This window comes from Ruegeria sp. BHSC029 (assembly GCF_059613085.1).
The window spans coordinates 1-19355 of the sequence record NZ_JBXWRU010000012.1 but is presented as its reverse complement, the minus strand read 5'-3'; the positions used below and the strand labels follow the sequence as shown (position 1 = coordinate 19355).

At 54.5% G+C, this 19355-nt stretch carries 17 protein-coding genes and 1 tRNA gene; 7 read left to right on the top strand and 11 right to left on the bottom strand.

Annotation, left to right across the window (positions count from 1 at the left end; translation table 11 throughout):
* Positions 1 to 34 precede the first annotated feature (34 nt).
* Positions 35 to 111, top strand: a tRNA-Met gene (locus tag AC2FML_RS19015).
* Here AC2FML_RS19015 and AC2FML_RS19010 read toward each other — a convergent pair.
* The 4 genes from AC2FML_RS19010 to AC2FML_RS18995 form a co-directional block, all read right to left on the bottom strand.
* Complete coding sequence (locus tag AC2FML_RS19010; RefSeq protein ID WP_496784081.1) at positions 68 to 1717, bottom strand: recombinase family protein; 1650 nt, start codon at positions 1715 to 1717, stop codon at positions 68 to 70. The genes AC2FML_RS19015 and AC2FML_RS19010 overlap by 44 nt on opposite strands.
* A 157-nt stretch (positions 1718 to 1874) precedes the next feature.
* Positions 1875 to 2933, bottom strand: a complete 1059-nt coding sequence (locus AC2FML_RS19005; RefSeq protein ID WP_496784080.1) for a tyrosine-type recombinase/integrase — start codon at positions 2931 to 2933, stop codon at positions 1875 to 1877.
* On the bottom strand, positions 2926 to 4605 hold the full coding sequence (locus tag AC2FML_RS19000) for a site-specific integrase (protein WP_496784079.1): 1680 nt from the start codon (positions 4603 to 4605) through the stop codon (positions 2926 to 2928). Before AC2FML_RS19000 ends, AC2FML_RS19005 begins: the two co-directional genes overlap by 8 nt.
* Positions 4606 to 4773: 168 nt before the next feature.
* Positions 4774 to 4986, bottom strand: a complete 213-nt coding sequence (locus tag AC2FML_RS18995) for a helix-turn-helix domain-containing protein (protein ID WP_093965312.1) — start codon at positions 4984 to 4986, stop codon at positions 4774 to 4776.
* A 663-nt stretch (positions 4987 to 5649) separates the two neighbouring features.
* On the opposite strand from AC2FML_RS18995, the gene AC2FML_RS18990 reads away from it, so the two are divergent.
* Positions 5650 to 7203, top strand: a complete 1554-nt coding sequence (locus AC2FML_RS18990) for a tannase/feruloyl esterase family alpha/beta hydrolase (protein WP_496784078.1) — start codon at positions 5650 to 5652, stop codon at positions 7201 to 7203.
* Between the two features lie 212 nt (positions 7204 to 7415).
* Here AC2FML_RS18990 and AC2FML_RS18985 read toward each other — a convergent pair whose 3' ends face one another.
* On the bottom strand, positions 7416 to 8654 hold the full coding sequence (locus tag AC2FML_RS18985; RefSeq protein ID WP_496784077.1) for a tetratricopeptide repeat protein: 1239 nt from the start codon (positions 8652 to 8654) through the stop codon (positions 7416 to 7418).
* A 236-nt stretch (positions 8655 to 8890) separates the two neighbouring features.
* Here AC2FML_RS18985 and AC2FML_RS18980 point away from each other — a divergent pair, with 236 nt between their 5' ends.
* Complete coding sequence (locus tag AC2FML_RS18980) at positions 8891 to 9133, top strand: hypothetical protein (RefSeq protein ID WP_170448978.1); 243 nt, start codon at positions 8891 to 8893, stop codon at positions 9131 to 9133.
* Positions 9134 to 9168: 35 nt separating this feature from the next.
* Positions 9169 to 10797, top strand: a complete 1629-nt coding sequence (locus AC2FML_RS18975) for a sulfatase-like hydrolase/transferase (protein WP_245222650.1) — start codon at positions 9169 to 9171, stop codon at positions 10795 to 10797.
* A gap of 552 nt (positions 10798 to 11349) precedes the next feature.
* Here the strand turns inward: AC2FML_RS18975 and AC2FML_RS18970 are convergent.
* From AC2FML_RS18970 to AC2FML_RS18955, 4 genes are all read right to left on the bottom strand, one after another.
* Complete coding sequence (locus AC2FML_RS18970; RefSeq protein ID WP_170337130.1) at positions 11350 to 11730, bottom strand: hypothetical protein; 381 nt, start codon at positions 11728 to 11730, stop codon at positions 11350 to 11352.
* A 114-nt stretch (positions 11731 to 11844) separates the two neighbouring features.
* The gene (locus tag AC2FML_RS18965; RefSeq protein WP_496784076.1) at positions 11845 to 13023 is read right to left on the bottom strand and encodes a carbohydrate porin; all 1179 of its coding nucleotides are present in this window, start codon (positions 13021 to 13023) and stop codon (positions 11845 to 11847) included.
* Entirely contained in the window at positions 13020 to 13784 is a 765-nt protein-coding gene (locus AC2FML_RS18960; protein ID WP_170337125.1) for a DUF3299 domain-containing protein, read from the bottom strand. Before AC2FML_RS18960 ends, AC2FML_RS18965 begins: the two co-directional genes overlap by 4 nt.
* Before the next feature lie 26 nt (positions 13785 to 13810).
* The gene (locus AC2FML_RS18955; protein WP_254429908.1) at positions 13811 to 15223 is read right to left on the bottom strand and encodes an amidohydrolase family protein; all 1413 of its coding nucleotides are present in this window, start codon (positions 15221 to 15223) and stop codon (positions 13811 to 13813) included.
* A gap of 117 nt (positions 15224 to 15340) precedes the next feature.
* Between AC2FML_RS18955 and AC2FML_RS18950 the strand changes: the two genes are divergently transcribed.
* A complete protein-coding gene (locus AC2FML_RS18950; RefSeq protein WP_496784075.1) occupies positions 15341 to 16348 on the top strand; it encodes an AraC family transcriptional regulator in 1008 nt (335 codons plus the stop codon).
* A 496-nt stretch (positions 16349 to 16844) separates the two neighbouring features.
* On the opposite strand, the gene AC2FML_RS18945 is transcribed toward AC2FML_RS18950, so the two are convergent.
* Positions 16845 to 17732 (bottom strand): LysR family transcriptional regulator, encoded by an 888-nt coding sequence (locus tag AC2FML_RS18945; RefSeq protein ID WP_496784074.1) that lies wholly within the window; start codon positions 17730 to 17732, stop codon positions 16845 to 16847.
* Positions 17733 to 17827: 95 nt separating this feature from the next.
* Between AC2FML_RS18945 and AC2FML_RS18940 the strand changes: the two genes are divergently transcribed.
* Positions 17828 to 18058, top strand: a complete 231-nt coding sequence (locus AC2FML_RS18940) for a hypothetical protein (protein WP_170442072.1) — start codon at positions 17828 to 17830, stop codon at positions 18056 to 18058.
* 220 nt (positions 18059 to 18278) lie between these two features.
* On the opposite strand, the gene AC2FML_RS18935 is transcribed toward AC2FML_RS18940, so the two are convergent.
* The gene (locus tag AC2FML_RS18935; protein WP_496784073.1) at positions 18279 to 18566 is read right to left on the bottom strand and encodes a hypothetical protein; all 288 of its coding nucleotides are present in this window, start codon (positions 18564 to 18566) and stop codon (positions 18279 to 18281) included.
* A gap of 342 nt (positions 18567 to 18908) precedes the next feature.
* On the opposite strand from AC2FML_RS18935, the gene AC2FML_RS18930 reads away from it, so the two are divergent.
* On the top strand, positions 18909 to 19355 hold a 447-nt coding region (locus tag AC2FML_RS18930; RefSeq protein WP_496784072.1), incomplete at its 3' end, for a hypothetical protein.

Below are 19355 nucleotides of genomic sequence, written 5' to 3'. Positions count from 1 at the left end.
TCAGCCAAATAGGCAACAGACCAACCCAAAGTGTCGCGGGATGGAGCAGCCCGGTAGCTCGTCAGGCTCATAACCTGAAGGTCGCAGGTTCAAATCCTGCTCCCGCAACCACTTGGGTCGAACAGAGTCTCGAACAAGCCGCCTGAGGGCGGCTTTGTTCATTCTGGGACACACCCAACGCAAGCAAACCTGCCAGTTCACCGACAAGTTCAATCCTATATTCCCCATCTTCCGGGACCAATCGAATCTCTGACAACAGGCCGCGAATGATGGATGATGCCTCAGCTTGCGAAGTGGGATCGCGCAATGCCGTGGTTAAATTGGCGACTTGTTCCCGATACACATCGGACAATCCGGGATGCAGCAAAACCGGTGGTTCATCAGAGGCGGAGGCGATCAAGGCTTCGAGTTCCGATTTGCGAACCTCCAACGCTGTCAGCTTATCCTTCATGCTGGCGTGAAACATGCCATCGCTGATGGCGTCTATGAGATGTGCGATCTTGCGCTCGATCTGCGCCAGATTACGTGTCGCGTTACTCCGTTCCTGTTGAATGGACCCGGCAAGACGGTTGTATTCCTCTTGATAGGCTTTAGTGAATTCCGCGATCAGATCAGGGTGCAGCAACTGTTCCTTGAGGCCGGACAGAACACGATCCTCCAATTCCGAGCGTTTGATCGTAAGCCGATTATCGCAGGTGCCTTTATTCTTATGAGTGGAGCACCCGTAATACTGCTTTCCGACTTGGATGACACCGCCGCCGCAACACCCACAGGTCAGCATACCCGAAAACAGATGCCGTGCCCGCTTGGAGCGGCCAAGCTTCCTGATGCCATCACTAATTGCGGCGTTGCGCGTCCTTTCTTGCCGCGCTTTCACCGCGTTCCAAAGGTCATCGGACACAATCCGTAACTCGGGCACGTCTTCTATGACCCAGTCTTCAGGAGGGTTTGGGCGGGCTTGCCGCTTGCCGCTGTCCGGGTCCTTGACGAAACGCTGCCGGTTCCAAACCAACCGCCCGATATAAAGTTCGTTGTTCAAGATACCGGTGCCACGCTGGTGGTTGCCGTAGATGGTTGATGCGCCCCATGTGCCCCGAGGTCCGGGAATGCCTTCTTCGTTCAGATTGGAGGCGATGTTGCGCGGGCTCATCCCATGGCTGTAATCCCGAAAAATACGTTGAACGATCTGGGCTTGGCTTGCATTGATCCGCCGTTCCCCTGTGGTGACAGACCCGTCTGCGCCCATGTCTCGCACAACGTCATAGCCGTAGGTGATCCCACCGGCTGACTTTCCCTTGCGCACACGTCCCTCAAGGCCGCGATGGGTCTTTTGAGCCAGGTCTTTCAAGAACAGGCTGCTCATAGTTCCCTTGAGGCCGATATGCAGTTCGGAAATCTCTCCCTCTGCCACGGTGACAATCGGGATGCCCTGAAACCGCATCTGCTTGAAGAAGGCGGCGATATGTTCCTGATCCCGGCTGATGCGGTCAAGACCCTCAGCCACAACGACGTCGAACACATTGGACCGCGCGTCTTCCAGCAATCGCTGGTAGCCGGGGCGGAGATGCGACGCTCCGCTCAGCCCCCGGTCGGAATAAGTCTCTGCTGCCTGCCAGCCGTTACTCGTGATCAGCCGGAGGCAAAGTCGATGTTGGTCCTCAATGGAGGCGTCACTTTGAAGATCAGTGGAGTAGCGGGCGTAGATGGCGGCGCGCATGGGTCGGGCCTTTCGGACGGAGAAACTTGTTGGCCCAACCCATTATAGGCATGGATTAGACCGTGTCTTCCACTTTCGATTGCAACCCGTTGCAATGAAAAATGCCTTGATCATAGGTATTTGAGCGAACCTAAGATCGACTTGTGGGAGCGAAAGCCTACCGTTTGCGACCCAATGTCTTCATCTTTGCCTGCAAGAGAGATTGGTAGTCGTCACAGGCAGACAGTCCGGTGGCACGATTGTAGTGCTTCTGGGACATGTCCAACGTGGCATGCCCGAGGATATCCCGGATAATGTTGACATGTTCCGGGTCCGTCTCGGCGATGCTGGTCGCCGCAATGTGCCTAAACTTGTGTGTGCGCAACTCAACGCCCAGCATGCGTTGCGCCACTTTCGGCAACTCACGAGACAGGCCATCGGGGGTAATCGGGTCTCCATATTGGCTGATCCACAGCGCATTGGATGTCTTGGGTCCAAGCAGGATCGGGCGATGGACATCCAAATAAGACTTCATCGGCTGCACCAGAAACTTGGGCAGAGGAAACCAGCGGGCTTTCTTGTCTTTGGTGTCTTCCGTCGAAAGATGCACTTCGAACCCTTCGGAAGTTTTGCGGAAATGTTGATCCGTCGTCAACGCCAGCAACGTGCGACGACGTATGGGCCGCGAGATCAGAAAAGCGATCATCAGGCCTGCGCGGAAATGGATTGCACGCTTGATGTCAGTGAGAGACGGATCATACTCCACATCTTCGAGCCGCTGCAAACTTTTGTTAAGAATGTCTGCCGCTGAGATGGCGACTGGCTTCGGCAGGCTTTTGCGGTCCGCTAGATGTACCAGGCGGTTGGACAGTTTGTTCAACCAGTCCCAGTCTCCTGCCGGGTGCATGGCCCTTGCAAGCACATACAGATCACAGCTCATGTTCTTGCGGGTCATGAGGCCTACGCGCGCTTCCGCTTCTTCCAGATATCCCCGCACAGCATCTTTGGTAATGCGATCTGTCGGCGGTTGATCCAAAAGGACAGGCTGATGGCGCATCATCCATGACAGCCAGTATCCGTAGCTCTGGCACCGCTTCTTGCGGCTGCCTTCGGACCAGCTCGCACAGGGGCCTGTACCGTCAAAGATGTCACCTTCCGCGAACAGGGCCCCCCAGGCGGTTTTATCCGCCTGGGGCCAGTTTTGATAGAGAAGAACAAGAGGAATGGCGTTAGTCATCGATCTTACCTTTCCACTTGGACAGAACCACATCGTCGTAGTGATCATGCGCCCATTGGTTGCTAAGCGACGCATAGAAATCCATCGTGGTCTGTTGTCGTTTGTGTTTGAGCAGACGCCGCACGGTCTCGAAGTCACCGGGGCGTTCTTTGAGGTATAGCTTGGCTGCGATGTGGCGGAACAGATGCGGGTTAACCTTCAGGCCGGTCTCTCGATAGACCCGCTGGGTAAGTTCACTACCAAAATTGCTGGGGGTACGAGGCTTGCCATCGCTGCTGCGCGGGAACAGAGCGCGTCCACCCGCTTGCGACACCTGCGGCCGGAATTGCATGATATAGCGGTGCAGAAGTTTGGAACTGCGGGCGTTCAGTTTGACCACAATCGGCTCCCCATTCTTAACTTCGATCCCTTCGATACGGATAGAATAATAGGTGAGCGTCCCCGAGCGGGCAGAGATCAAATGTTTGTCCAAATCCAGGTTCGCGAGGTTTTTGATGCGCATGGGACAGCTCAGGAGGATCGTCAGTGCCGCTGCATGCATCGCCGCCAGAGCGCTGTCGCGCCGGGTCGGATTGTCGTCCGCCCGTGCCATCAGCGTGTCCGGCAGGCTCAACAACAAGGCTACGTTCTCCCAATCATTGAACTGCGCAAGGCGTTCTGCGTTCTTGGGGCTCATACCGCGCGGATTTGCAGCGACCCGTTTGTGAATGCCTTTAAGCGCCTTGAGGGTGGCTTCCTCCGCGTTCAGGTGATGCCGTGCAATGGCGATGCAGGTTGCTGCAACATTACTCAGCCCGGACGGCAGACCGTCGCTCCCACGCCGATCTATGATCTTCAGGATGGCTGTTTTGAGATTGCACGCCGTAATCAGCACAGACAGGCTGGTGAACTTCTCCGGGCTTTGCCCGGAGGTTACCAGCGCGTCGAGCATCTGCCGCAGATGGGCTTCGGTGTTGCGCAGGCTGGTCTCGCGCAGCGGTTTGTCGGGCCCGTCATCGCTGAACAGATCACGTTGCGCCAAGCGGTCGACATAAGCTTTGATCTCTGCTTGCAGACTTTCCGGGTAGTCCGTCAGCGGGCGGGCCACATAGCGGCCCGACGACAAGCGGTTCAGCTGGGGAAGATCGAGACCGTGTTTGTCAATCACGTGGTTCCATGTGTCGATCATGGACTGGATGTACCTGGCCGGTTCGTTCTTCAGCAGCACAGCGTCGAGGGTTGTCCGAAACGCCTGAACCACTTCGCCACCAATGTCCTTGGGCGAGATCGACCGGGCACTGCAATAGCGTGCAAACCGCATCAAGCCCCAAACCTGATGGGTGGATTGCACGGTCGTCAAAAACGCGCCCCACTCCGGGGTCAGTTCAGATTTGGCTTCAAAATCTTGCAACACCCCGACCGCACGCAAGGCACTGGCCAGATCGCTTTTGGTGGTGCTGAGGGTGTTGGGCTTCACCCCGCAGGCGGCGGGATGCAACGATGCCAGCAGTTTGCGCAGTTGCGGGATGTCTGTCGGAATATCCGACGGAGGGCGGTTCATGTATGTACTGATGCGCGAGATCGCGGACAGCTTGGACTGTTGACGTTTCTTGTTGGGGTCAGGATTGGACGTCAGGACGTCCAGAACCTCGGCCAGCGTTGTTGGTAGCTGGATCTCTTGGTGGTGTGTCATGATAAACCTCTTCGGTTTTGAAATTGGGGACAAAAGGGGACAAACGAGGACAGGCAGACCCATGGCGGCCCTCTTGCGGACATTCGGGAAAACAAGGGTATGAATTTATATCCGAAATCCATGACCCCGTTTTCCCGAACGCCGGAAAAGCCGATTTTTGTGAAGGCCTTAGAGAACATGGGCTGCTGCCTGATTGCCGCGTTGCTGGGCAAGGGCGTGCAGGTCGCTGCGCGCAATGCGCCAATCGCGGCCTAACCGTGTCGCAGGCAGTTCGCCGGATTTGATCCAGCGACGAACGGTCTTGGTGCTGATGCGGAACAGCGCAGCGACATCGCGCACGCTGAGATAGGCGGCATCCTCTGTGATCGGCAGATCAACCATGATCCACCTCTGGGTCTTCACCGTTGCAACGGGTTGCGAAATCCGAACGCGCAGCCTCGCGTGCCAACAGCCGCACAAGGTTGATCAGGGGTTCAGGAATAGTGAAATTGGGCGGGTTGCCCTTGGGATCAGAAGACGAACACGTCATCGATACGTTCCTTATAAAGGAACCGCTCGAGACAATGATCGCGATGTTCTGGCTTCGGAGCGCACTCCAGACGACAAAACACTGACCTCAAACGAGATCAGGATCATTGCCATCGAGTGCGTCGAGAACGAAGTGCCGTCCTGTCCAATCCCAATATTGGCGGCCCAGCCATCACGGCTGGTAGGTTGATAGTTCTTTCAGTTTATCTGACGCGTTTAGTTATATCAACCTATTGTTTTGTTTACCTTTTGCTTACTTTTTACAGAAATTATGGTTGCCGTGAGATCGAAAGTACTATGGCGGATTTTTCAAAGTCTTAGTAATAGTTGTTTCTCACAAAAAGCGGCCATTCGTTTGCAGTCCACCGAGCGACTGCTTAGAGCCCCTCGTGGACTTTCAGAATACGTACCACAGACGGCGACACGAGCTCAGTATAGCTTATGTCACAGCCCCATGTTTACGATTGCCATTTGAGGTTACTATCCCAATGGCAAATCCAAGAAGAAGGGGAAGGCATGTTAAAAGCTTTTGCAAAAATCGTCATGGCAGGTTTTGCGTTGCACGCCCCTGTAGCCGCTTGGGGCCAACCGGCCTGTAACTTGGACGCGCTCATTCCGCTTCCGGATGTCGACTATCTCGTCGTGCAGCCCTCGGAGGACCCGGCCGCGCATTGCTCGGTCACCGGCGTGATCGGCGGCAGGATACATTTTGAGCTTCTTCTACCAGACGGCTGGAATGGCAAATTCGTCATGGGTGGCGGGGGCGGTTTTGTCGGATCAGTGATGAATACAGCGCTTCTGTACGGAGCGCTTCAATCTGGGTACGCGACGGTCGGCACCGATACCGGACATCAGGGACATCCCGCAGATGCCAGCTGGGCTCTTAACGATCTGGAGGCCTTGGTCAATTTTGGACATCTGGCGGTGCATCGGACCGCGGTCACGGCCAAGGCCCTTACGGACGCATACTACGGGCAGAAGATTTCTCGCAGCTACTTCACCGGGTGCTCTCGCGGTGGCGGGCAAGCAATAATGTCTGCGCTGCGTTATCCCGAAGATTTCGACGCGGTCGCTGCAGGCGCCTATGCTGTTGACTGGACCGGTATCGCGGTTCAGGCCACCCAAATCAATCAGGCAATGTACCCCGACCCGAACGATTTGAAGCAGGCGGTCGTTGGGCCGGAAGCACAAGCGCTGGTAGAGACTTCCTATCTGGCAGCCTGCGATGCGTTGGACGGGCTCGAGGATGGCATCCTCAACGATCCGCGAACCTGCACATTCGACGTTGAAAGCCTGCAATGCGAAGCAGGCGAGTTCGAGGGCTGCCTGAGCGCCAAGGAAGTCGCCGCGTTCAAGGTGGTCTACGACGGTCCGAAAGATGCTGCAGGCGAAAGCCTCTACTACGGTTTCCCATTCGGCGGGGAAACCGCCGAGGGTGGTTGGAGCCGCTGGTTGACGGGTGGAATGAAGTACCAGGACGACGACGCCGGCTTCCAGGAAGGCGTCGGATCGGGTGGGTTTGAAGAACCGGTTTCTCCCAGCGCATTCTTCAGTTTCGGAAATGGGATCATGCAGAACTTTGTCTATCATGATCCCAACTGGACGTATGAGAACTTCGATTTCGGCACATACGAAAATGATGCGTCAGCGGCTGCAGAAACTTTAAATGCTACAAACCCCGATCTGTCGATGTATCGCGAACGTGGCGGGAAGATGCTGTTGTACTCCGGTTGGTCTGATAACGCACAATCCGGGCTGGCGATGGTCGGCTACTATGACGACTTACTTGCACATGATCCAAGTGCTGCCGAGGATGTCCGACTGTTCATGATGCCCGGAGTGGAGCACTGTTTTGGTGGCCCTGGTCCTTCTTGGGTGAATTTCCTCTCTGAGATCGATAATTGGGCGGAGACAGGTGAGGCACCAGACGAGATCATGGCCTATTGGCTAGACGAAAAGGCTCAGCCTGCTGGGGCCAGACCTATTTGCGCCTATCCACAAGTCGCAATTTATGTCGGCAAAGGTGACCCTCGGGACCCGTCGAGCTTTTCATGTCGTACCAGCGATTGACGCTGTTCCGGCGAATTTTGAATGACCGCTCCGTCCGCAATGCAGTTATTCGCCCAAACTCTACGAACGCCTGCTTAGAGCCCATTTTGACCAACGCTGCGTAACGTTCGAATGGCAGGAATTCGAATGAAGCAGACATGGTGCAATTGGTGAGCATTCGGTCTCAATGCCGTTGAGAGAAACTCAAGCGGTCGCAATGCGAAATCACACTCCTAACTTGGTGGCTTCCAATTGGCTTGTCTCATGGCGTCACCGAGGTCTTGCCCGTATTTCGGATTTGCAAAAAGTTTCTCAAACAGCGCATCCACGCGGCTGTCCGGCCACTCGCGTGACAGTTGTTCTGATAGAGACTGAGCTTGAGCCTTATTCCCCAACATCTGATGTGACGCCATTAGGTAAGCAACAGAGACAGGTCCGACAGGGCCACCTTTTTCCGTTACTCGTTCAAAGGCTGACACAGCACCTTCATAGTCCTTCAGATGGAATTTTGCAGACCCCATTGCGTTCTGAAACACATAAGCCCGTTCTAGCTCAATTTTTGAGAGTGCGTCCTCGCTAATCGCTACGACTTGTTCAAATGAACCGGAATATAGCAGGACCAGCGACACGAACTCCAGCACATGGACGTCGTGTGGTGCCAAACGCTGTGCTCGTTGTGCAAATTCAATGGCGTCAATCCAGTTTCCCTTGGCAAATTTGACCCAGGCCATTGCGGATTGGCTCCACCCAGTTTCCGGAGCCAATTCGATGGCCCTTTTGGCCTGAGTGTCAGCGTAGTTCAACATGTCCCAAGCGAGGTCGACGTCGGATGTCAGCACTGCAATTGTGGCGGCGACTTGTGCAGCGCCTGCATAGCCGCCGAAATAGCTGTCGTCGTTTTCAATTGCCCCCTTGAATATGGTCAGGGCCGCTTCAAGACGCGCAGGTTCTAAAGCCGGAAAGATCAGGTCCCGACCAGTATTGGCCAGATTTACAGCCTGTAGACGCATTGGGGATGCGTTAAAAATTGCGCTGCGCTCGTCACGGCTCAGGCCATCTACGGATAAATCAGTCGGAAGATCCTGCTTTGTCGAGCTCATCCAAAAAACAATCGCAACACAGCCTAAAATGATAATCCCGACAATCCTAACACTTGGCCGAGCCCATGCGCGCGCACTGGTTTCCAGCTCTGAGAATCTGGGCTGTGCCGTTTCGGAGCAGCTTTTCAAAATCCGAGGTGCGTAACCACCCTTTGGCAGTTCAAACACCGTTTTCTCGTCCTGCCCGTCGGCAGCGTAATACTCAGCAAGCTTTCGGCGCAGGCGACCAGCATCGACCCGAACCACGTTTTCACGGCGCGACATCTCTGACAGGGTCCCACCATAAACATCCATTGCGATGGTCTTGGCACGAATATCATCGGCCCGACCATTGAGCGACTCTTCAACCACATACACCAGAAAGTCCTGCAAGCGCTGCGAACCCGCGAAAGTCGAAGACCTGATAAGCCGCTGAAGTGCCGCCCGAACATCTTTTGCAGCAGGCGACCCGCTCTCATTCAGTGGAGAAGATGTGTCTTTGGTTAAACCCATATTTTCAGTAAGTTACGCATCTGATTACACCGTATTATGCCCCGATATACCTATTGTTAACAGTGAATTCGTCCAACACTCCCCTAAACCAGCTGATCCATTGTACGAGCTCCGAAATGAAAGGCATCGCCCTTGATATCCTGTTTCCGAACCATCAGGCCGCGATTGTGGACCTAAGGCGGGCGGACACCGTTTTCGATGAAATCTGCCGAGACTATCAGCTTCTAAGTGACGAGTACCTCTCCGTGAACACTGAGCCGGGAAGTCGGTCGTACCCGATTGCCCGCGACATCCGCGAGTCTTTGGATGGTCTTCGGGATGAAATTGCTGAATCGCTGCGGCGTGCAGGGAAGATATAATTCAAATAGGGGAAGGGAAACCGATGAGATCAATATTGAAACATGCCACAGCCATGGTGCTGATTGCTGGCGCGGGTTTTGCCCAAGAAGCGCCTATCATACACGACGGCGAGTTCGAGTTTCTCCGCGCGCAGTTTGGCGAGCAATGGGATGCTCAGGATGCGGAGATAGAAGTTAAGCTTGCCGAGATCCGTGACGCGAATGGAGGACAACCACCCAACATCCTCTACATTCTGATTGACGATGTGAGTTTCGGTCAAATGGGCAACCGGACGATGAACTATGTCACCGGTTTCGATACGCCCAACATCAATGACTTTGCCACAGAAGGCATGTCTTTGATGCGAATGTACACGGAGCCATCCTGCACACCGACTCGAACGGCGATGTTGACCGGTCGACATCCGGTGCGCGCGGGCGTGGAAGAGGTCAAGGTCGCCCTGGTCGGCGAAGGTCTTGGGTCCGAGGAGGTCACCATCGCCGAAATCCTCAAGGAAGTAGGGTACAACACCGCGCACGTCGGGAAATGGCACCAAGGCGATATTGAACAGGCCTATCCGCACAATCAGGGCTTCGACTGGGCGGCTTTTCCCTTGCATCAGCAGGTTCAGCTGAGCTTGATGACACGTGATGCGATGGTCGCCAACAATATGCTTGGTTACCATTGGTCAGGGCAGTCCAACCAGTTTCAATTGGACGAGCGGTTCAAACCCTATGGCCTTGTGACCGGCGTAGAAGGTGAAGCGGGTGGTCTGGCTCGCGAAGTCGAAATGGAGCCCGGCGAAGAATGGACCCAGGCGAAATACGAGGAAATGAACTTGCGCTATCAGCGTCAAGCATTGGAGCAGCTGGAGCGGCTGGCTTCGCAGGACGCGCCATTCTTTATGCAATACTGGCCACTCTATCCGCTGAACTTTGCTTATCCTGATCAGGCCGTATCCCGCAACGGCGGCTTCCATGCGGACAAATTGCAGGTTCTGGACGGTTGGATCGGCGAGGTTTTGGCCAAGCTGGATGAAACCGGCAAGGCGGATAATACCGTCGTCATGATCATGGCTGACAATGGCTTGATGTATCATTATGAGGGGACCTCCGGCCTGAACCAACTGATCTATCGCGGCGGAAAGACACAGCACCTTGAAGGCGGTGTGAGAACTGATGCGTTCATCCGGTGGCCCGGTGCAATCGAAGCGGGCAGTGCGGCAGGTGACATCGTTCATGTCTCGGATTTGTTTTCTACATTTGCCCGGATCGCAGGCGCGACAGACCACATTCCACGCGACCGGGTAATTGATGGAATCGATCAGACGGCATTGTTGCTCGAGGGAGAAGGCAATTCGCGCCGCGATTACGTCTATGTGTACGAAGGGCCAGTATTGCGTTCGGTGGTGAAGCAAGAGTTCAAGATGCATCTGCCAGCCCCCGGTCAGCCAGGCGCGGCGGCCCCTGTCTTCAATGTCTATCGCGATCCCCGTGAAGAACATCCGCTTGTCGGGTATTCACTGTGGTCCGGGGCGTCTTTCCAAGACATGGTAAAGCGCCATCAGAAAACCATCGTGAAGCACCCTCACAAACCGCTCGGCAAGGGTGTCCCTTATGAAGGAATTGAAAATCTCAGGCCCGAAAGCGAATTGGCCCGAGAAGTCTTTTCAAGCTGGCAATGACGAACTTGAGACGGCGGTGCCTATCCTGCGCGACTCGCAAATATCCAAGGGATGTGAAGTGTCAATCTTTCGAGTTCTGTGAAACGTCGGAAAGCGTTGTCAGCTTTGAGTAGCTTGCTGTCCTTGGTGGACAGATGAGCCGCGGCAGCTTTGTCCGCAATGCAGTCGTTCAATGAATTTGGCTGAGCGACCGCATCGAGCCCACTTTGACCGATGCTGCTCTATGCCCCAATGACAGCAATGCGCAGAAAGCAGACTTTGCAAAGTCCGGTTGACCACATTGTCCACCAAAGGCGACAGTTCTGCTTCGCGACTGGGCTATACATAGCCCTCAAAGCGTATTGTTTGCGGGACTTCAGTTGCACCGTTTTCCTGAGCGAGTAGGGCGCGTGCTGACGAAAAGGTAGCAAGCGCAAAAAGAACAAGAAGGGCCTTTATCATCGTAGCGCCTCGGATCCGGGTTTTGAACTTGGGCCGGGGTTCACAAATGATCGCCCCGGCCAGCGTCAGGGCAAACGAGGTAGTTCTTGCCCTGAAACATCGTACTTTCGCCTAATTTAGAAGATCACCGACGATGCCGACGGCATCGACCACGGTAGACAGGTCATTCGTAACTTCGAGGACTTCGTCATCGACCAGAATGTAGCGGTTTCCTTTGCCCGGCTCCCCAAGCTTCCATTTGGAAAGGTCCCCAATATCCTCGAACTCCAGGTCAGATGGGAGCTTGGCACCGCGCGTGTAGCGCTTGATCTGTCCAGGTGGTACAGCTTTTGGGCCTTTGCCGGGTTTGTCTTCTATCTGAATGCTGACATCACCGTTCTTGCCCCCCTTGTTCGGCTTTTTACCCTTGTTGTCTTTGGCATGGGCATCGCTACCTCCAAGGATGAAAAACACAACTGCTAAGGCTGCGAGAATTCCGTATGCGATCTTCATAGATTGTTCCTTTGCTTCCCAACTTCATTCGACTGGCGTTGAAAATTCCGGCACGCGCTTGATCTCTTTTAGTTGCCCTTTGGCACACCGCTTAGTGACTGCCTTCACCCCGCATTAGAAAACGATCCGGGTTCTTAGACCGAACAGGGTAATCCGGTCCTGATCGGGATTTAGAAGCGGGTCGGAAATGAATTGTACCGATGGCGTGATCTGCAATCCGGGTGAGATTGAAAAACGGTAGAAAGCTTCAAGCGTGAACTGATCGCCATCTATGCCTCTTGCTTCGGCCCAGTTTAGGCCCAGGCCGGCCAAATCGGTGTTGCGACCATAGTAACCGAGACCGGCAGAAATCGACCGTTCATAAAGCGCTGCGGTCCCTTTCGAGGCCCCTGCACGGAAGAACGGCATCCATTTATTGTCAACAAACCATGCGGCGGAAAACGCTGCGCCGTAATCTTCTGCTCGACTGCCATCGTCAGCCGCATCCGCATGCCAGAGGGTCAGATGGATATTGTCGAAGTAGATGCGATCAAAGCCGGACGTGTACCCAAGTTCGAGCGACTTGAAGAGATTGCCGTCGCTAAACACATCAAAGTTTGGATCGGACGGGTCGGCGTTTGCGTCTGATACGCTGGCAACGGCGTAGAGGTTCTCGCTCAGCTTTACCCCACCGGCAATACCAAGGCCTTGGTTGGGCGTGTTGATTGTCGGGTTGGTATTGAAAGACAGGTTTTGAAAACCACTGTAGGGGCTTACCAACCCGTAGATATCCACAAAGTCCGTTACATCAATCTGGCCGACTTGCAGCGCCCACGACCCATTCTCAGCCCTTTGGGTCCAGAACAAATTGGTCAGAAGCAAACCGTTGTCATTGAAGGCTGTTCCCGTGATTGAAAGGGCTCCGCCATCCAGCCCGAGAAATTGCGGAGCAACGTCAGTATAACTGTGCCTGTCTTCGATCTTGAATGTCAGAGACCCCCGTTCAGTTGCCTGCCAACTGCCGTAGAACCGCGCAATTCCGCTGGCTGCTTCGCCGGTTCCCAGATCAGCATCCGTGGTTTGGCCGAATGCCAGGTAGTCAATGTTGAACCGAAAACCACCCTCAGCCAGTCGGTCTTTCCACTGAAACCAACCCGGTGCGATGTTGCGTGGAAAATCGGAACGATATTGCGGATCGGTGAGCCCGTCTCCGGGCGCAAGATCGGCTTCGACTGAAGATGGCCCGGATAGTCCCTGAGCCGACGCTGCGCCAGCAAATGCAATGCTCAATGCGGCAACCAGAAGTCTTATCATTTTGACGCCTGTGCCCCACCGGTCTTGCGATTTCCTGCCGCGCGGATGCGATCAGCAGCACGCTGCTTCCATTCCAACCTGTCTGCCTCGGTTTCCAGAGTTTCGACACGTTCCGCCTCTAGCTGGAAAGTCGCATTCATAGGCATGAGGCCATCCACAACCATCATATTATGAACGGAAGGATCGATAGTCAGCGTGCCTGTCAGCCGAACGGGTTCGTGGAAATAGCTAGGCGCCCAGTCCCCGTTCAACCGCACACGGATCATCTGGTTAGGCGGAGGTGGAGGCATGTGGCTGCACATCCCTCTTTCTGGCACCAAATACGCCACAGGCCGGCCGTCCGGATCGCTTGGAGCAGGAATGGCAAAGCCCGCGAGTGTGATTGTTCTGCCGTCGAATTGCGGGTTTCCGCTCGTTCCAGCCTTTCTTCGACGTTCAGTCACAACCTCGCGCTGATCGAGTAACCAGTCGACGTCAATTCCGTCTGACACCAAGGCGTCTTCGGTCTCTGCTAAAAGCAATTGCCATTTCTGCCGTTCTTCGGCGCTGCCAACCTCCTGCTGCAACCTGCCGCGTATACGCACAACGAAAAGAACATCGTCGAACTGTTCGGGGCTGAGTTCACGATAGGGGTCATCAAAGACCTGCGCAGACGGATCTGGCAGATCTGCCCAGTCCAACGCGGTTCCAGGCGTCGCCGCAGCATCATAACCGCACAAAACCAACCCTGCGAATACTGCGGAGCAAAACCAATTTCGCATGAATGCTCTCCGGCTGCTTTTTCTGGTCAATCCAGTGTGTTTTTGTAGATCACACCGTCCTTCATGATCAGGCGGATTGTTTCCGGGCTTTCAGGCCTCGGGTCGGCCCCAAACCATTGATCACCCGTACCAACCACCGAGAAATCTTCGAGCGGGTTACCGTCGATCAGCAGGATATCCGCATAGGCGCCTTCCTCGATCACACCGAGCTTGCCAGCCGTGTAAGGGTTCGAGAAATCGCCTGACAATGCTACGACCTCACCGCCGATTGACGTAAGCGTCACCATCGACTGGTACGGTCCGAAGAACTCGTTATTGAGATGTTTTTCATAAGCAATCTGGATGTTGCATGCTTCCACTGATCCCACGCAATCGGTCTGAAATCCGCGTTTTACCGGGCATTCCTTCATATTCGGAATGTAGTTCGCGAAAGTCGCGGACGCCGATATCGCTTTCGCGAGGCTCTTGGGCTCGTTCTTGACCGATGGGATATCCAACAAACCCGGATCAAAAGCCGTGAGGTTAGTCGTTATGTAAGCCCCTTTCTCGTTCATAATCTCGGCAATCTCGCAATCGAAGGAGAAGCCGTGTTCAATGGACATTACACCGGCCTCAAGGGCGTTCATGATTGCTTCCTTGCGGTAAGAATGCGCCATGACATAGGTGCCGTATTCGTTGGCAACCTGAACGGCAGCTTCGATTTCTTCCTTGGAGCCGGCGAGCAACTGCCATGGGTCAAACGCCGAGATCACCCCACCCGACTGCATGAATTTCAGCTGTGTCGCCCCCATGCGCATGTTATTACGACCATACAGGTAGACATCATCGACACCGCTGACTTGTTGCGCCATGTTCAGATTACCGAAGTTGGTCTGTCCGCCCGGCGGCGAGGTGAAGGATGCGAAGTCAGCGTGGCCGCCGCGTGTCCCGAGGAACGCGCCTGACGCATAGTGACGTGGACCGACGATCTGTCCGGCGTCGATGGCCCTCCGCAGACCGCCGTTGGCGCCGCCAGCATCTCTTACAGTCGTAAATCCTTGCATCAGGTACATCTCGGCCATCCTGGTTCCATGGATGCCAAAATCCTCCCAGGTCGAGTTCGTTTCCATGGAAGCGATAGACGGTCCCATGAGCATGAGGTGTGCGTGAAGCTCAATGAAGCCCGGTGTGAGTGTCCTACCGCCGCCATCGATCACCTCCGCATTGGGGGCATCGATCGCATCAGTTGAGACGACCTTGATAAGGTTGCCCTCAACCAGAACGCTTGCATTTTCGATCCGCTGTTCATTCACACCGTCGAAGACATGCACGTTGGTAAACAGCGTTTGGGGTTCTTCTTGATCCTGAGCCTGCGCGGTCGCCGAAAAAGAAAGAACTGCCGCGACAATTGCCGTCGAGCAAAGAGACATTCGTAAGCCGGACATAAGTACTCCCTTCATATTCATGTTTTGCCAACTATAGTCTGGAATTCATTGGCTCGGTTGCCCCTTTTGAATTAGGATGTACGAATGTGACTGCAAAAATGGCCACTTCTTAAAGCTAATCCAACAAGGGTTATGAGCTTGCCTTTCAACTCCACCTCCCGAGAGCATAGCGAGGGCTTTGTTCGCCTCTCTTTAGCCGCTCCCTTTCTGCAATATCTCACCGAACGTAAGATCAATCCGCAACCAGCATTGGATCAGGTCGGCTTGAAAGCTGAACTGATGACTAACCCATCCGTGTTCGTTCACTCCGAGTTGGTTTACGGCTTGGTAAATGCTTTCTCAGAAGTATCAGGGGATCGATACCTAGGACTGAATGTAGGGGAAGCGTTTGACCTACAAGGATGGCCGCCCTTCGCTCAAGCCTTGCAATCTACAAAAACGCTGTTCGAGTTTTTTACCCGCTTTGTTCAGCTCGTGCCGCAGGAGTCCAATTCTGTGCGGCACAGCCTTGTCATTGAAGCAGACAAAGCGACTTATCGTATCGAGAGGCAACAGGAACCAACCGTCCCACCCATTCAGGTGACCGGTTTTGGTGCCGCAATCTATGTACGCCTATTGCAGACCGTCGTCGGAGAGTCCTGGGACTCTTCCCGTGTGCGATGGGAAAGCAGATACATCAATGGGCTGCCTATCGACTACAAAGGGATCGAGGTTGGCCTTGGGACTGATCCCGGAATGCAAATTAGTTTTCCTGTGGAATGGTTGTTTTTGCACCACGTCTCTGAGGGTTCTGCCAAGCCCATAGCATCACTTCGACAAGATGAAGAAGTAACCGTGGTGGCAGCTTTGCGATCTGTCTTACGCGACAAACTGGATGAAACCGATTTGGGACCAGAGATGGTGGCTGAAATGCTGGGAATACAACCGGAACGGTTTCTGAAAGCGCTTCAAAAACAAGGCACAACGCTACCGCGCGAAATCAAACGGCTGCGTATCGATGTCGCCAAGGAGCACCTCAAACAAAACCAGATGACAATTGCAGAGATCGGACTGATGCTCGGCTATTCTGACAAGTCCCATTTCACTCGCTTTTTCCGAGGTCAGACCGGAATGACACCGACCAAGTTCCGAAGCAAGTAAATGTGGTCGAGCCAAATGAACGCTTCGAAGATTAGGTCCTCGTGGGATCAGTTCGGAGAAGTTGTAGTGCGACGTTGAACAGGTTAGTCGACGACATGAATGGTTGGTTGCCACCGCCGATACAACCTCTGCAACTGGCCGTTTCGTTGTGTATTTCGGAGTTAGCAAAGCTTGGTTGCGAAGGTCCGCTTCGGGCTGTTGTGGTCCTTTAGAGCAAGAATGCGGATGGCTGCAAAGTCCGCATTACGGTCGTTTGCTGCAACTTGCTTGAACGTCTATTTTGCGGACCGAGCGGTCGTCTGCCTCGGTTGAGTTTATAATCGCAGTTAGCCGGAAGCGGACGTGACCAACGGGAATTTTCGTTTGAGGGAGCGTATGCAGGCTAGCCGGAGAGCGGTCGTTCGAGGCGCAATTCGAAGACAGTCGGTTTGCGGGTGAAAACGCAATCGGTGTGATTAACCGCCCCAATTCACTATTCCGGTTTCACGGGAAGCTTCTACCTGAAAATGGCAGCATAGCGGGGCGCGAAGAATTTCGCGAAGGCCTTTACTTCGGGGCGACTATAAGCCTCTGGCGCAATCAGCTTCAAATGCTCCGAGTTCATCTCCTCGAGCGGCGCAAAGCATTGAATGAGCGTGTCATCGCTTTCGGCAAGTTTCACGTTTATGATGCCAAGGCCATGACCCGACCGGATGGCGGCATGCATCAGGTCCAGCTCGGAATAGGTTTGCCTGATCTGATCAGGTTCCGCATAGCGGATCAGCCAATCGTGAAAGGCTGACGGCACACCTTCACGTAGGAAGCTGACAAACGTATGGTTGAACAAGTCTTCTACCGAGGTCGGCAACCCGTGTTTTTCGGCGTATGAATGGGATCCGAAAAGCGCGTAACGCGCGGTGCTTATCTTGCGGCAGATGAGGTCCGGATGGGGAGGGCTTCTTGTCACGCGCAGTGCTATGTCCGCTTCGCCAGCCGATAAATCCAGGACTTCGACGCTGGGCAGGAATTCGAAGCTGACATCGGGGCGGAGCAAAGAGAACTCGTTGAAGATCGTTGCGATCCGGGGCGAGAAGTTGCCGGAATAGGCCGTGATCCGGATCGGCCTGGTGCTGCGCAGCGTTTCAACCGTCTGGGCCAGGCAGGTTGCCGCCGCTTCGATTTCTTCCGCGTTCCGCAGGATCGCTCGTGCTGTTTCGGTCGGCCGGAAGCCGCGCGTGTCCCGCTCGAACAGGGTTACGCCTAGCTCATGCTCAAGCGCCTCAATGCGGCGCGCAACGGTTGGCTGGGCCATGCCGAGCTGGCGCGAGGCAGCCAAGGTGGACCCCGCGCGCACGACGGCAAGAAAGACCCTGATTTCTGACCAGCTCCGGAGTACGCTCTTCATTTTTGTAGAATAGCACATCGCCGCAGCCGATACCGGGAAAATCGTGCAGCCGCTACAGTGGGAGCACCTTCACAGCAGCAGGAAAGGCCCGAGAGATGAACGCATTCATGACCAGCGCCGGCACAGTCCCGCCGCTTCAAAAGGCTCTTGGCTTCATCCAGCGTGTATTCCACTTCGCCCCGCGCCCCCGCCCTGAGGAAACGCAGCCCGATGACGCCCGGGCCCGGCGGGAATTCATCTGGGAGGTTCTTTCCCGCAACCCGGACGCCTTCTCCAGCGATGCCGATGTCCAAAGTATGATGAGTATGTATCCCGGCAGGTTCTGACTAGTTCGGGGCCGACCTTGAGCGCTAATCCCCGTCCGCTCTAGACCGTCGAATGGCCGCTATCGGGCCGGTCGCGCCGATCCGTAATGCCCAACCGCCTTCGCCTCGCAAAGTCAGAAAGCTACGGGTCGCTGCCACCCGAGCCGAACGCAGCATCATGCACTTCGGGCTCAATGCGGTCATACAAGTGTTTTGATAGGAACGTCTGCTTTCAAAAGGATTACGCTTTAATCATGCATTTTAACTGCGTTCGACAACGGCGGTTGCGCTCTCCCGCAACCAGCGATACTTGCGAAACCGCCTCAGCCATGTCGGCTTGGGCGGTTTTTGCTTTTTTGCCAGACGCTAAGGCGAGAATGCCGGCAAGATCTCCATGCAGATCAATGTCATATCCATCTTCAGACGGTGTCAGCACCACCTTGTCGATCAGAGCGCGCAGCGCTTCCGCAGCCTCGCTACGCACGTCGGGTTTATTGAGAGCGTTGCCGCCGCCTCGGTTCTGCTTCATCCACCCGTCTTATTCTACGGCTTTACGTAGTAAATTGGGCCACCAATACCTATATTGGTGGTACCCGCATTCACTTTTCACTCCCTATCTGGGCTCGTGAGTGTTGCGGACAATCAAAGGATCAAAATGATGTCTTTCAAAGACCTTACGACCAGAGCGGCTGCCGCACTGAAGGAAAACGATGCGGACGCGTTAAAAAAGAAGTGACGTCGAAAGGGCAGGACGCCGTCCCCGAAAAATCAAAGCCTAAACCTCAAAACTGATAATACCCTGCCGGGAGCGGGTGGCTTGTTCTTGTTTACATCTCCGAGCGAGCGGTATCAGCAAAGGAGAACTACCCAAATGAACCAACTAATCAGCAAGACAATCGCAGTCTTTTCCAGGCCGTTTACTTTCCCTGGCTTTGACGAATTACTCCCGGCGGGCGAATACGACATAGAAACTGAGCTTTCCGCACCACCAGATTATTTGGATCCAGAAGCCTGGAAAGCATCAGTGCTAATCTTTCTGCATCCACGGAAATCTCACCCCGGTCTGGCGCGTACCTTGACCGTTTCTCTTACTGATTTGGAGAGAGCCCGCGCAAAGGATAAATTGTCTTCAAAGCAGTTGTCGCAGTTCTTGCTCGACCAACTTTTGGCCGATCCCATGGTGCAATTGATTATGGAAGCGGATGGCGTTTCAGAGACTCAACTTCGGCACCTCTACTCGGAGTCGCTCATCTCTGAGGCAGACGACAGATCATCAGATCAACGAGCCATACCACGAGGATGCGGAAACGGTTCTCGG

Excerpts from the sequence above, each read along its gene's own strand:
- AC2FML_RS18935 (WP_496784073.1), bottom strand. The coding sequence starts at position 18,566 with ATGAAGCAGAACCGAGGCGGCGGCAACGCTCTCAATAAACCCGACGTG.
- AC2FML_RS18940 (WP_170442072.1), top strand. The coding sequence starts at position 17,828 with ATGAACGCATTCATGACCAGCGCCGGCACAGTCCCGCCGCTTCAAAAG.
- AC2FML_RS19005 (WP_496784080.1), bottom strand. The coding sequence starts at position 2,933 with ATGACTAACGCCATTCCTCTTGTTCTTCTCTATCAAAACTGGCCCCAG.
- AC2FML_RS19010 (WP_496784081.1), bottom strand. The coding sequence starts at position 1,717 with ATGCGCGCCGCCATCTACGCCCGCTACTCCACTGATCTTCAAAGTGAC.
- AC2FML_RS18955 (WP_254429908.1), bottom strand. The coding sequence starts at position 15,223 with ATGAAGGGAGTACTTATGTCCGGCTTACGAATGTCTCTTTGCTCGACG.
- AC2FML_RS18995 (WP_093965312.1), bottom strand. The coding sequence starts at position 4,986 with ATGGTTGATCTGCCGATCACAGAGGATGCCGCCTATCTCAGCGTGCGC.
- AC2FML_RS19000 (WP_496784079.1), bottom strand. The coding sequence starts at position 4,605 with ATGACACACCACCAAGAGATCCAGCTACCAACAACGCTGGCCGAGGTT.
- AC2FML_RS18960 (WP_170337125.1), bottom strand. The coding sequence starts at position 13,784 with ATGCGAAATTGGTTTTGCTCCGCAGTATTCGCAGGGTTGGTTTTGTGC.
- AC2FML_RS18950 (WP_496784075.1), top strand. The coding sequence starts at position 15,341 with ATGAGCTTGCCTTTCAACTCCACCTCCCGAGAGCATAGCGAGGGCTTT.
- AC2FML_RS18990 (WP_496784078.1), top strand. The coding sequence starts at position 5,650 with ATGTTAAAAGCTTTTGCAAAAATCGTCATGGCAGGTTTTGCGTTGCAC.
- AC2FML_RS18970 (WP_170337130.1), bottom strand. The coding sequence starts at position 11,730 with ATGAAGATCGCATACGGAATTCTCGCAGCCTTAGCAGTTGTGTTTTTC.
- AC2FML_RS18945 (WP_496784074.1), bottom strand. The coding sequence starts at position 17,732 with ATGAAGAGCGTACTCCGGAGCTGGTCAGAAATCAGGGTCTTTCTTGCC.
- AC2FML_RS18965 (WP_496784076.1), bottom strand. The coding sequence starts at position 13,023 with ATGATAAGACTTCTGGTTGCCGCATTGAGCATTGCATTTGCTGGCGCA.
- AC2FML_RS18980 (WP_170448978.1), top strand. The coding sequence starts at position 8,891 with ATGAAAGGCATCGCCCTTGATATCCTGTTTCCGAACCATCAGGCCGCG.